This window comes from Microbacterium sp. Bi128, from assembly GCF_918698205.1.
The window spans coordinates 1-12,614 of record NZ_CAKKMM010000088.1; the positions used below are offsets into that span (position 1 = coordinate 1).

Here is a 12,614-nt window from a genome sequence, read left to right on the forward strand (position 1 = left end):
GTCTCGAGCCGCCGCAGTCGCGCACGATCGTCGAGGCCGCGCGACGCGGAGCGACCATCGCCCGCGCGGCGACCGAAGCCCCCGACGGCGAGGCGCGCGATCGGGTGTTCATCAGCCTGCGGGGCGTCGGGGTCTGGACGAGTGCCGAGACGCGCATCCGCGCCTTCGGCGATCCGGATGCCGTGAGCATCGGCGACTATCACCTCGCGCATCAGGTGGGGTACGCGCTGACCGGGCATCGCACCGACGACGACGGCATGCTCGAGCTCCTCGAACCCTTCGCGGGGCATCGTCAGCGGGTCATCCGGCTGATCTCCGCGGGGTCGCCCCTCGAGCCGCGCCGCGGGCCCCGCCTGCACCCCGAGGATCACCGCGATCGCTGACGCGGAGCGTCGGCGACGAAGAGGGCACCCGCGGGAGCGGCGGCGCGCCCTCTAGGCTGGGCGCATGACGCAATCCGGAACGGGCTGGCCTCGGGGACGCACCTACTGGATCATCGGCACCGTGGTGCTGATCGGCGCCGGAGTGCTGTTCGGTCTGGTGTTCCAGAACGTCGGACTCGGCATCCTGCTCGCCGCGATCGTCTCGATCGGCTGGCTGATCGCGTTCGAGTCCAGCCGCGGGCGCAACGTCGGGGTCAACGACCCCGACAACGGCGTCGAGCTCTGACACCCCGCCCGTCCGCGGCGAGCCGTCTCGCAGGTCATCGACGTTCGATGCCCGCGGCGAACGCGAGCACCCGCGCCGCGACGAACGGACCCGAGTAGGCCGCGGCCCCGGACGGCGGCGGCGGATCGATCGCGGTCGAGGCCGCTGCCTCCGCGAGCGCTCCCCGCACGAACGGAACCTCGGCGCCGGTCCCGGTGAGCACGTCGACGGCTCGCCCCGTGTACTCGGCGGCGACCGCGATGCGGCGCGCGGCCGCCTCCGCGGTGTCGACGTCGGACGGCGGGCGCACGGTCTGCGCCGCGGCGAGAGCGGGAGCGGCGCGCGTGTAGCCCGCGACGGCGATGCCGAGCGCCGCCCATCCCTCGTCGCCGGGGACGATCTCGGCCAGGGCGTCGCGTGCGTGCCCGAGGGCGACGGCACGGAGCGTCTCCGGGTCTGCGGCGGCCAGCTTCGCCGCCGCCACGGTGTCGGAGACGTCGTCCGCCTTCGCGCGCCCGGCAACGACGCGGGACGCGAACGCCTCCTCGGCGGCGATGCCCGCGCGGCGCAGCAGCGACGCCACCCCGTCGAGGTCGGCGCCGCCGGACAGCGTTGTCGTCCCGCGCTCGCGGGGCGATGCGTCGGTCGCGCGCGCGGTCTCGAGGGTGGATGCCGCCAGGAGCGCCGCCGCGGTGCCCGCGCGGGCCACGTCGGGCTTGTCGGCGGCGGTGAGGGAGGTCGTGGCGTAGTCCGCCAGGGCATAGGCCTCGGCCGTGGCCGTGGCGGCCCGGAGCACGGCATCGGCTTCGCCGACCGACGCGGGCTCGCGCGCCGACAGGTCGGTCAGGAGATCGCCCGCGGCGGCGAGTGTCTGCTCGGCCAGCGCCGTCGCGGCGTCTGTCGAGGTCGCGGGCACCGCGCCGAGCACTGCCGCGTCGGCGGCGGTCGTCGCCGCGGCGAGCGCCGCCACCGTGTCGCCCGCGGCGCGCAGGTCGTCCGCGCGTGCGAGGGCGGAGCGCGCCTGCGCGATGGCCGTGGGATCGACGGCGACGTCGAGGGCTTCGGAGGCGCGGGCGATCGTGGCATCCCGCGCGTCGCTCAGCGGCCCGTCGGATGCCGCCCCGTCCCCACCGGGATCGGGCGCCGTCGGCAGCGGTGACGGCGAGGCCGCCGGCGTCGGGAACGCTTCTGCGGGGAGGTCTTCCCCGGTCATCACGGCATACGCGCCGGCGATGTCGGCGACCTCGGAGACCGTCATGCCCCCCGTCGCGGCGAGCTGGTCGAGGTCGACGGTGCCGCCCTGAGCGTCGCGGACGATGCGTTGCCCCGCGGGCACGAGGATCGTGTCGACGCCTCCGGCCTCGATCGCGGCCGTGACCTGTTCGGCGAGCCCGGGCACCGGCCGGATCGCCCCGAACGGCGTGACCGCTCCGGACAGCGCCACCCCCGGCAGGATCTCGGTGCCGTAGTACAACGCGAGGACACCGACGGCGGTGACGGCGCCCGCGGCGGGAGTCGCGATGCGGGTGTCGAACCCGAACGTGTAGGCCGTGTCGGGACGGGCCCCGGTGAGCAGGGTCGCCGCGGTCACGGCGGTCCAGGTCGCCGACTGCGTCACGGGATCGACGCCGCTGACGTCGTTCTCGGTGATGTCGATGCTGAGCCCCGCCCCCTCGGCCGACGCGGCGGTGATGCGCTGGGTGGCGAGGACGCCCTTCGTGCCGCTGGCGTAGAGCACGGGCACGGTGATCTCGGTGCCGTCGAACCGGCCGTCCTTCTCGGTGCCGAAGCCCAGCGAGAACTGCAGGCCGCACCCCGAGAGCGCGAGCGCACAGACCAGTGCGACAGCCCCGGCGGCGATCCTTCTCACGAGGGCCGCTCCGAGACGAACAGCGCGCACGTGGTGTCGTAGTAGTCGCCGGTCTCGCCGGCGGGGAGCATGCCGATGCGCCGCGTGACGGCTTGCGACGCGGTGTTCTCGGGGTGAGTCACCGCGACGATCCGCCGGAGGCCGCTCTCGTGGGCGAGGGCGAGGACCGCCGCCGCAGCCTCGGACGCGACCCCGCTCCCCCAGGCATCCGGGTGGAAGTGCCAACCGATCTCGACATCTTCGGGACGCCCGCCGCCGACGCCTGCGGACCAGGGGATCGGCTTCAGCAGGACCGCACCGAGGCGCTCGCCCTCGGAGGTGGTCACGGCCCGCACTCCGAGCACACCGTCCGCGCGCGCGGTCCAGCGTGCGAGCAGCTCATCGACCTCGGCGGCATCCGTCATGACCCGCCCGTCGCCGATGTACCGGCGCACCTCGGCGCGCCGGTAGAGGTCGAACAGGAACGCCCGATCGTCGACGGCGTCCACCCACTCCCGCAGGACGAGCCGTTCGGTCGTCAGTCGCGTGCGGCGCATCGGGACGTGCGGGATGCCGTCCTCGGCGAACGGCTCCCCCGAGACGACGAAACCGAAGCGGCCGTACCAGTCGGCCAGGTGCGCTTGCGCGTCGAGGAGGGTGGGGATGCCGGGAGCCTCGCGGTCGAGCACCTCGAGGGCGGCGCGCATGAGGTCGGCCGCGAGTCCGCGCCCGCGCGCCGAGGAGAGCGTCGCCACTCGGCCGATGCGGGTGTTCTTCTCTTCGCGCAGCAGACGCAGGGTGGCCAGGACCGCGCCCGAGGGATCTTGGGCCCACATCAGTTCGGCGCCCGGCTCGATGTCGCGCCCGTCGATCTCGGGGTACGCGGCATCCTGCTCGACGACGAAGACGCTCACGCGCAGCCACAGCAGGCGGTAGAGGGTGAGCGGGGGGATCTCGGCGACGGGGGCCCGGTGCAGCGTGACGGCCATCCCTCGACGCTATCGCGCACCCCGGACGCTAGGGTGACGGCATGTCCTTCCAGGCGTACCTCGACGCGGTCGAGAAGAAGACCGGGCTCACCCCCCGGCAGCTGGTCGATCTCGCGCACGAGCGCGGGTTCGGACCCGACACGAAGGCCACCCCGATCCTGGAGTGGCTGAAGCAGGATTACGACTTGGGACGCGGCCACGGCATGGCGCTCGTGCACGTGATCACGAAGGGTCCGAAGATCGGCGACGCCCACGTCGGGAGCGGCGGGGCGCACAGCGACCCCACCGACACCCTGTGGCTCGACGGCGCGTCGACGAACCCGCATCGCTGAGCACGGACCGAGATGACCGACCTCTTCCCCCGCGAGGGCGCTTCCCGCCCGCTCGACTCCCCCACACCGTCCCTCGACCATGCGCAGGCGGTGTACGCCCGTGGTTGACGTGCTGGTGAGCGCCGCCGCGCTCGCTGACGCTCTGGCCTCCGGACGCTTCGCCGACGGCGGCCCCGTCCGGGTGCTGGACGTGCGCTGGCGCCTCGACCGCCCCGAGGGGCTGCCGGACTACCGCGCGGGGCACATCCCGGGCGCGCAGTACGTCGACCTCGATCACGAGCTGGCCGCCCACGGGGAGCCGACCGACGGACGGCATCCGCTCCCCTCGGTCGAGGCACTACAGAACGCGGCCCGCCGCTGGGGAATCGACGACGGCGACACGGTCGTCGTCTACGACGATCTGAAGAACCTCTCGAGCGCCCGCGCGTGGTGGCTCCTGCGATACGCCGGCGTCGCCGACGTGCGTCTGCTCGACGGGTCGCTGCGCGCGTGGACCGACGCCGGGTTCGACCTGGAGACGGGGGATGCCGCCCCCTCGGCGCCCGGATCGGTGGCGCTCGCGTACGGCGCACTGCCCGTGCTGTCGCTCGAGGACGTGGCGGACTTCGCCGACGCCGAGCTGCTGCTCGACGCGCGCGCGGCCGAGCGGTATCGCGGCGACGTCGAACCGATCGATCCGCGCGCGGGACACGTGCCCGGGGCCGTCAGCGCGCCGACGACCGAGAACGTCGGCTCCGACGGCCGGTTCGCGGACCCGGAGGCTCTGCGCGCCCGCTTCGTCGCGCTCGGCGCCCTCCCGGGGACCGAGGTCGGCGTGTACTGCGGCTCGGGGGTGACGGCGGCGCACGAAGCGGTCGCCCTGACACTCGCCGGCTTCACCCCGCGGGTGTTCCCCGGGTCGTGGAGCCAGTGGTCGAATCACCCCGAGCTGCCGGTGGCGACGGGTTCCGAACCCCGCTGACCTCCGGGAGCGTCAGCTCCAGAGGCGCTCGACGGGCACGGCGCGGCCGACGACGTTCTCGGCCGCGCGGTGTCCCGACAGCAGCGCGCCGGGAACGGTCGCCGGGTCGTCGCCCCACGTGGCCTCGCCGGCGAGGTGCAGCACTCCGCCGACGGGCTCGGCGAGCTCGTCGTGGTCGGGACCGACGGAACCGGGCTTCATGTAGCTGTACGACCCGCGCGAGAACGGGTCGTCCTGCCAGCGCGTGACGACGACGCTCTCGGGCTCGGGAACGTGCGCGCCGTACAGCCGGCGCAGCTGCGCGAGCGTCGAGGCCGCGATCTCCTCGTCGCTCCAGTGCCGCGTGGCGACCGCGGCGGGCCCGGCGGCGAACGTCAGCAGGGCGGCCTCGTCGTGGATGCGCCCCAGGTCGTACCAGGAGTGCCACCACTCCCCCTCGTCGCCGAACTGGCGGATGGCGTAGACCCCGGCATCCCAGAACTTCTCGGCGAAGCGCAGCACGACCTTCTCGAAGGCATTGGATGCCAGGACGCCCAGGACGCGCTGATGGGTGTCGGGCAGCGACGGGGTGATGGCGACGTCACCCGACTGGAGGACGCCGATGGGGAGCGTGACCACGGCCGTCGCCCCGTGGAAGGTGCCGCGATCGGTCGTCACGGTGACGCCGGTGGCGGACCACTCGATCGCGCCGACGACGTGTTCGAGCCGGACGTCCAGGCCGGTGGCGAGGTTCGTCGCCAGTTCGTCGTACCCTCGCGGGAAGACGACCTCGTCGCCGTTCACCGTGTCGTCGTCGAGCCCGTGAGCGCCGAGCACCGACATGTGCACGCCGTACTGCTCCTCGGCGCGGCGGCCGTTGTACTCGCGGACGCGCTGGGCGCGCGCGGCATCCCAATCGCGCCCGGAGAGAGCCTGCTCGACGACGTCGGCGTAGGTGGCATCCGGGGCGGAACGCGCGATGACCTCGACGAGGTCGGCGTTGAGCGCGCGCACGTCGTCGGCGAAGCTCCGCACCTCGTCGGGGCCGAGACGTTCGCCGGTCGGACCGAAGTACGCCAGGGGACGGCTGTCGGGCTGGTACCCGCCGACGGTGAACTCGGCCATGGGCATGCCGAAAGCGCGGGCGGCCGCCTCGACGGGACTGTCGTCGATGCCGTGGATCCAGGACGCACCCCGGTCGGTGACGTGGTGCCCGTCGCGCTGCGAGTGCACGCGTCCCCCGACGCGGTCACGGGCTTCCACGACGACGACGCGGCGCCCCTCTCGCGCGAGCAGACGGGCGGCCGACAGACCGGCGATGCCCGCTCCGACGACGACGGTGTCGAACTGGTCCTGCATGACGGCTCCCTCGGGTAGACGACCGTGTGACGAGAGTAGTCTCCGCGCTGCGGCGGCGGCATTAGGGTGAGCGCATGATCCCGTGGGCGAACCTGGCGGCATTCGTGCTGGCATCCGTGGTCATCATCGTGATCCCCGGTCCCAGCGTGCTGTTCGTGATCGGTCGGTCGATCGCCCTCGGTCGCCGCGCCGGTGTGCTGAGCGTCGTCGGCAACGCGCTCGGCACGATCCCCGCCGTCGTGGCCGTCGCCTTCGGGGTCGGAGCGATCGTCGCGTCGTCGGTGGTGGCGTTCACCGTGCTGAAGATCGCCGGCGCGGTCTACCTCGTGTGGTTGGGCATCCAGGCGATCCGCCATCGACGTGCGCACGCCGACATCGGCGCGGTCGGCGGCCGGTCGGCGTGGACCCTGTTGAGACAGGGCATCATCGTCGGCGCGACCAATCCCAAGACGATCGCCTTCTTCGTCGCGGTGCTGCCGCAGTTCGTGGCCCCGGGCGCGGGGCCCGTCTGGGCGCAGTTGCTCCTCCTCGGGCTCGTGTTCCAGGTGCTCGCGCTCGCGTGCGACAGTGCGTGGGCGCTGGCCGCGGGGACCGCGCGCGCCTGGTTCGCCCGGTCGCCGCGGCGGATGTCGACGCTCGCGGGGACGGGCGGCGTGATGATGATCGGCCTCGGCGGGACGCTGGCGCTGACGGGCGCGAAAGCGTAGTCCCGAGCCGCACGCACGCACCCCAACCGCGCCGCTCACGCAGGCGGCCGCGCCGCTCCGCTCACTCGCAGCCGACGCCGTCCCCATCGCGGTCGAGGCGCGAGCTGTAGCCCGGGTCGCCGCGGCGCACGGGCGCCGCGCCCGCGTTGCGGGCCTCCGTGCAGTTCGCGTAGGAGACGTTCTGGGGCGTCGATGCTTCCTGCGCCGGTGCCGACTGCACGGGCTCGGGCGGCGCGGGCACCTTGGTCTTGAGATCGGCGATCTCGGCCGCGCGCGCGTCGAGATCCGCCTTCGCCGTCACGGCGGCCGCTTCCAGAGCGGTCACTTGGGCGGTCGCTGTCGCGAGCTTCTGCTCCGCCGCAGTCGCGCGCGCCTGCGCCCCCTCGAGGTCTTCACGGGCGGTGTCGGCGGCATCCTCGGCGCTCTCCGACGCCGTCTCGGCCTCGCTGACGGCGACCTCCAGCGCACTCACCTGCGCCTTCAGCGCGTCGCGCTCGCCCACCGATCCGGCTCCGCCGCTGCCGGCACCGACCAACAGTCCGACCACGAGCGCCGATCCGGCCACGATGGCCCCCGTCCGTCGTCGCATCGACGCGGGAGGCTGAGCCTGTGCGTCATCGTTTCGCGCCTTCCCTCCGCGGCGCGGCGCGGTCGTCGTCGCGGTGTCGAGGGCCTCGGTCGCGGTCTGTTCTTCGTCGAACCACCGCGTCCCGTCCCACCACCGCGCCTCGCCGTTCGCGTGTGCCGCCGGATACCAGCCGGCCGCGGGCAGCTCGGAATTCCCCATGTGCTCTCCCCCAAGAACAGGACCCGGAAGGTCCCCCCTCGACGCGTCGGATCGCGCGTCTGCCGCACAGCATGGCACATCGCGCGGGCGTGCCGTGTCTGCGTCGCACTCGTCCCGTCCGCCGTGTTCGCTCCGATCTCGCGTGCCCCCCGCGCCCCGGGCTCCTACCGAAGGTCGGTCGGCCGGACACCGAACTGATGGACCACCTATGAATCACGAAAAGGTAACGGCATCCTCTTCCGTTCCGTTACCTCACCGTTATAGAGTCATCGCACGGTAGTTGTTTTGCTGTGGCAGCTACCGACATGTGATTGCAGGACACTCTGGTGCAGGGATAAGGGCCGGTCGACACTCCTCGACCGGCCCTTCGTCCGTCCGGCGTGTGCCGTGCACGCGCGAGGCACCGCCGAAGCGACAGGATGGGCACGTGAAGGACGACGACCTGACCGATCCCGACGGGCGCCTCGTACTCGTGCGCCACGGCGAAACCGAGTGGAGCCGCAGCGGGCGCCACACCGGGCTCACCGACATCCCGCTCACCGAGACCGGCGCCTACAAGGCCGAGCTCGCCGGGACGCTGCTGGCGACCCGGCACTACGACCTCGTCCTGACGAGCCCACTGCACCGGGCGGTCGAGACCGCCGCGCGCGCCGGCTACCCGCACGCGGAGCACGAGCCGCGCCTCGTCGAATGGGACTACGGCGCCTACGAGGGACTCACGACCCCCGAGATCACCGCACAGCTCGGCCGCCCGTGGACGATCTGGCAGTCCGGCGCTCCGGCGGGCGAGACGCCGGGCGAGAGCGTCGAGCAGGTGACCGCCCGCGCCGAGTCACTCCTGGACGACCTGCGCCCCCGCGTGCGCGCGGGTGAGCAGGTACTGGTCTTCTCGCACTCGCACTTCCTGCGCGCCCTCGCCGGAGTCTGGCTCGGACTGACCGCCGCGGGCGGACGCTACTTCGTCCTGGGCACCTCCGCGGTCAGCGAGCTCGGCTTCGAGCACGGCGCCGAAGTGATCACGCAGTGGAACCACGTGCGCGGGCGCTGAGCCGAACCTCGAATCATCACGAAAAGATCACGACGACCTCTTCCCTTCCGTTATCTCACCGTTATAGAGTGCTCGCACGGTAGTTGTTTGCTGTGGCAGCTACCGACATGTGATTGCAGGACACTCTGGTGCAGAGGGCCGGTCGGATGCCGCTTCGACCGGCCCTTCCTGTCTTCACCCGAGCGCTCGACGCGCCCCGCTAGTTGCTTCTCGTGCGACGGCGGCGCAGGATCATGAGCCCGCCGCCGAGCGCGATGAGCACCGCCGCAGCCGCGGCCCACAGCCCGAGCCCCTCGGCATCCGTTCCGGTGACGGCGAGCGCCCCATGTTCCGCGCCCCGTGACGGTTCGGCATCCGCGCCCGACGGGGCAGGAGTCCCCGGATCCGAACCGATCGGCTCCTCGCCGCCGGGCGCCGTCGTGCCCGGCTCCGCGGGGTCGACCGCGGCTGCCCGGACGGTGAACAACGCCACGCGCGAGCGGTCGACGGCACCGTAGGGGTCGCTCGACCGGACGTACCAGCCGTACTCGCCCTTCTCGGTCAGGGGCCAGGATGCCGACAGGATCGTGCCGCTGGCGACATCGGCGAAGGACGCGATCTCGGTGATCCCGAGCACTTCGACCGAGAATGCATCCGTGCCGAGCACGCGCTCGTGCGGCTCGATGCCCAGTTGGTCGTACGTCAGCTCGAACTCCTGCTGCGCGTACGGGTCGTCCGCGGGACCGAGCAGGCTCGGCTCGTCGGAGTTGTAGCGATCGAGCGATGGCGAGTAGGTGCGCACCATCATGCGTTCGCCCTCGTTGTCGAAGTGCAGCAGACGGAGGTACCCGAGACCGCCCTCGGGCAGGCCCTGGTAGTCGAAGAGCATCGAGTACACCGTCCGGTCGTCGACGCCGTCGCCGTCGTCGTCGAACGCGTCGGTCCGAAGGAACGCGTCGTGGTAGTGACCGGACATGACCATGCGCACGTTGGGATTCGGTGCGACGACCTCGTCGAGGACGCGCTGCGGGATGGCCCCCAGACCCCCGGTGGTGAGGATGAACTCGTGCTGCGCCACGATCGCGACCCGGTCGGGGTAGCGCTTCAGCACCTCGTTCATCCACGCGATCGATGCATCGTCGGGGAGCCATCCGGTGTACAGCATCAGGAAGTCGATGCCCCCGGCCGAGACGAGGTCGTAGTGACCGCGGTTGTTCTCGTAGCTTCCGCCGAACCAGGGGTTGCCCGCGAAGCGGTCCTCACCGAAGTACGTGCCGTAGTTCGTGTAGTCGCCGACGTCATGACCGACGTCGTGATTCCCCGCCAGCACGCCGTAGGGCAGCCCCGCGGCATCCAGCCGGTCGTACTGCACGTCGGCGCGCTCCCACTGCGGGAGGACGTCGTAGTCGTCGACGATGTCGCCGGTATGGAAGACGTACTGCAGGTTGAGGTCGTCCCGACGGTCCAGGAAGTAGGAGTGGATGGCCTCCTGGTGCTTGTAGGGCTCGCCCGCCATCTCGTTCTCGTTGTAGTACTGGGTGTCCGACTCCCACCCGAGAGTGAAGTCGTAGTCCGAACGGGGAACGTCGGCGGCGTTGTGCGGGGTGACGACGCTGTCGCGCGTGCTGCGGTCGGGAGCCGCGAAGCCCTCCGAGTGCTGCACGAGCAGACGCACGGCACCGTCGACCGCGTAGTCGTCGACGGAGACGACGCCGTCCAGTTCGAACGCGTCATCGTCGGCAGCCGCCACATGGCGGTCCACCTCGTCCCACCCCGAACCGTCCGGTCGCTGAGCCGACAGGATCACCGTGGCACCGGCGTTCGCCCGTCCCGACCACGTCGCCCGCACGTCTGCGCCCGCGTCCGCGGCCTCCACCGCCACCTCGAAGAGCTGGTAGGGGAACGCCTCGGCGCTCGTGACGTCGTCCGAGAGTCCGTCGACGTCGGCCAGTGTCTCGACCTGCGCACGGGACAGCGTCTGCGGCGCGGCGCGGTCCACGGACGCGGCATCCGCGACGGTGCCCGACTGCACCGAGACGTCGCCGTCCGCGAGATCGACCCGACGTCCCTCGAGGAACGCGACGTCCAGGGGATCGCCCTGCGGATCTTCGACTTTCGCCTGCAGCGTCACGTCGCCGGCGGAGACCTCGGCGCCTTCGGCGGGGGCGAGGAGCCCGGCGGCGGGCTGCTCGGCGTACGTCTCGAACGTGGCCTTCCAGGTCGTCGCGTTGCCGACGACGTCGGTGGCGTCGATCTCCAGCACGTGGTCGCCCGCCTCGAGGGCCACCGACGAGGTCTGGTAGGGCAGGGCGATCTCCGCGCCGTCCAGGCGCGCGGTGACGGCGGCCACCCCCGACCCGGCGTCGACGACCTCGGCGTCGATGTCGATCGTGCCGCGGTACGCCGTTCCGTCCTCGACGCGCGAGGTGACGACCGGCGCGGTGTTGTCGACGCGGGCCGTGCGCGAGACCGTCTCGTCACCGTCGGTGGCGGCGATCACGACGCCGCCATCGGCGTGTGCGGACGTGTCCCACGTGTGGGAGACGGCGGTGTACGCGTCTTCGGGGACGGAGAAGCGGGCGTCGAAGAAGTCGAGCTTACCCGTGCTGTCGCCCATCCGGAGGGCTGCGGCGGGGTCGTCGTATCCGGCCGGGGTGAGCGTGCGACCGTCCGGCAGGATGAGACGCAGACCGCGGATCTCGAAGTCGTCGTTGTTCTCGTCGGGGTCGATCTCGGGGGCCTTCTTCGTGCCCGCCCAGACGCTGGCCGTCAGAGCCTCGCCACGCCGGAGGTAGTCGAGCGGGACGGGCGTAGCGATGGTCTCCCACCCTTCGGTGCCCGTGTCGAAGATCGTGAGCACGTCGTCGCCGATGCGCACACCGTTCTTGAAGTAGTAGTTGACGTTTGTCGCTTCGAAGACGAACACGGGACGCGATTCGAGACTCGGCGCGGTCTGGACGCGCTCCCCGTCGATCGAGAGCGACAGCGGGCTCGGGTACGAGTCACCGGATGCCACGACCTCGATCGCGCCGCGGACGAACTGACCGTCCTCGACGTTGAGGCGCACCGGGTCGTCGGAGGTTCCGGCGACGGCGACGCGGCGCTCGTCCGTGGTGACAGAGTTCGTGCCGTCGGTGGCGGTGACCGTGTAGGCGTACCAGCGCTTGCCGGTGAGGTCGACGGCCTTCACCGTGTGCCGGAACACGCCGTCACCGGCGTCGGTGAGGCTGATCTGCAAGGGCTGCTCATCGACGTCGTTACGAAGCTCGAGCGTGGCGGTGCGGACGTCGACGTCGTCGGCGAGGGCGAGGTCGATCACGAAATCGCTGCCGGGCACGATCTCCGCGGCCGTTCGGTCGGTCACCGTGGGTGCCGTCGTGTCGACGGGCGTGACGACCGACGTCGCGGCGATCTGCGCGTCCTGCACCGCGCCGGGGCTGGCGGGCACGATGTCGAGGATGCGCTGGGCCGCGGCATCCGCGGTCGCGGTGAAGCGGATGCCTTTGTCTGCCTGCGTGTCGTCGCGACCGTCCAGGTTGTAGAAGGCGGTGCTCACCGGGTGGCCGGTGTTGGTCGACACCTGGACCCCGCGCGGGCTGCCGTTGGCCATGCCGGCGGAGGAGATCTCCACCAGCGTCTGCCCCGCGACCAGCGAGGTTGCGAACTGACGGTTGAAGTCGTCGGCGGTGAGGGCGTCGTTGGCGCCGTTCTTGATCCAGAACACCAGCGCGCTGCGACCCGGGATCACGACGTCCGCGGGCACGGCCGGCCAGCGGCTGACGGTGCCCTCCACGGGGTAGAGGTAGTCGATGGCGTAGTCGGAGAAGTCGATGGGCGCATCGGTGGCGTTGAACACCTCGATGAACTCGTACCCGTCCGAACCGCCGACGTTGGTCGAGTCGGGCAGAAGCTCGGTGACCTGGAGCGGTGCGCCCGGGAGCGGCGACCCGCCCGGCACGGCCGCGGTGGGCGTGGG

General features: G+C 71.8%; 10 protein-coding genes and 1 pseudogene. 6 read left to right on the plus strand and 5 right to left on the minus strand.

The features are described from left to right. Both LQV45_RS09045 and LQV45_RS09050 read left to right on the plus strand, forming a co-directional pair. Window positions 1–383: pseudogene (locus LQV45_RS09045) on the plus strand (DNA-3-methyladenine glycosylase 2 family protein); the annotation flags it as partial. 64 nt (window positions 384–447) lie between these two features. Then, window positions 448–669 carry a hypothetical protein gene (locus LQV45_RS09050; protein WP_230006719.1) on the plus strand — a complete coding sequence of 74 codons (222 nt, stop codon included), beginning with the start codon at window positions 448–450 and terminating at the stop codon, window positions 667–669. Between the two features lie 34 nt (window positions 670–703). Here the strand turns inward: LQV45_RS09050 and LQV45_RS09055 are convergent, their stop codons facing one another. Further along, window positions 704–2,548: a hypothetical protein gene (locus LQV45_RS09055; RefSeq protein WP_230006720.1), complete on the minus strand. Its 1,845-nt coding sequence runs from the start codon at window positions 2,546–2,548 to the stop codon at window positions 704–706. Continuing rightward, window positions 2,515–3,486 carry a GNAT family N-acetyltransferase gene (locus tag LQV45_RS35785; RefSeq protein ID WP_308288840.1) on the minus strand — a complete coding sequence of 324 codons (972 nt, stop codon included), beginning with the start codon at window positions 3,484–3,486 and terminating at the stop codon, window positions 2,515–2,517. Before LQV45_RS35785 ends, LQV45_RS09055 begins: the two co-directional genes overlap by 34 nt. Window positions 3,487–3,527: 41 nt before the next feature. On the opposite strand from LQV45_RS35785, the gene LQV45_RS09070 reads away from it, so the two are divergent. Together LQV45_RS09070 and LQV45_RS09075 are read left to right on the plus strand one after the other, a co-directional pair. Then, complete coding sequence (locus tag LQV45_RS09070; protein WP_230006721.1) at window positions 3,528–3,818, plus strand: DUF4287 domain-containing protein; 291 nt, start codon at window positions 3,528–3,530, stop codon at window positions 3,816–3,818. 100 nt (window positions 3,819–3,918) lie between these two features. Beyond that, window positions 3,919–4,779, plus strand: coding sequence for a sulfurtransferase (locus tag LQV45_RS09075; RefSeq protein ID WP_230006722.1), 861 nt, complete (start codon window positions 3,919–3,921; stop codon window positions 4,777–4,779). Window positions 4,780–4,791: 12 nt separating this feature from the next. Here the strand turns inward: LQV45_RS09075 and LQV45_RS09080 are convergent, their stop codons facing one another. Next, on the minus strand, window positions 4,792–6,117 hold the full coding sequence (locus LQV45_RS09080; RefSeq protein ID WP_230006723.1) for an NAD(P)/FAD-dependent oxidoreductase: 1,326 nt from the start codon (window positions 6,115–6,117) through the stop codon (window positions 4,792–4,794). Between the two features lie 74 nt (window positions 6,118–6,191). Between LQV45_RS09080 and LQV45_RS09085 the strand changes: the two genes are divergently transcribed. Then, window positions 6,192–6,824 carry a LysE family translocator gene (locus LQV45_RS09085; protein WP_230006724.1) on the plus strand — a complete coding sequence of 211 codons (633 nt, stop codon included), beginning with the start codon at window positions 6,192–6,194 and terminating at the stop codon, window positions 6,822–6,824. A 61-nt stretch (window positions 6,825–6,885) separates the two neighbouring features. Here LQV45_RS09085 and LQV45_RS09090 read toward each other — a convergent pair whose 3' ends face one another. Next, window positions 6,886–7,611 (minus strand): excalibur calcium-binding domain-containing protein, encoded by a 726-nt coding sequence (locus LQV45_RS09090; protein WP_230006725.1) that lies wholly within the window; start codon window positions 7,609–7,611, stop codon window positions 6,886–6,888. Between the two features lie 427 nt (window positions 7,612–8,038). Here LQV45_RS09090 and LQV45_RS09095 point away from each other — a divergent pair, with 427 nt between their 5' ends. Further along, window positions 8,039–8,659, plus strand: coding sequence for a histidine phosphatase family protein (locus tag LQV45_RS09095; RefSeq protein WP_230006726.1), 621 nt, complete (start codon window positions 8,039–8,041; stop codon window positions 8,657–8,659). A 199-nt stretch (window positions 8,660–8,858) separates the two neighbouring features. On the opposite strand, the gene LQV45_RS09100 is transcribed toward LQV45_RS09095, so the two are convergent. Then, window positions 8,859–12,614, minus strand: a 3,756-nt coding sequence (locus tag LQV45_RS09100) for a metallophosphoesterase (protein ID WP_230006727.1), incomplete at its 5' end; no start/stop codon positions are given.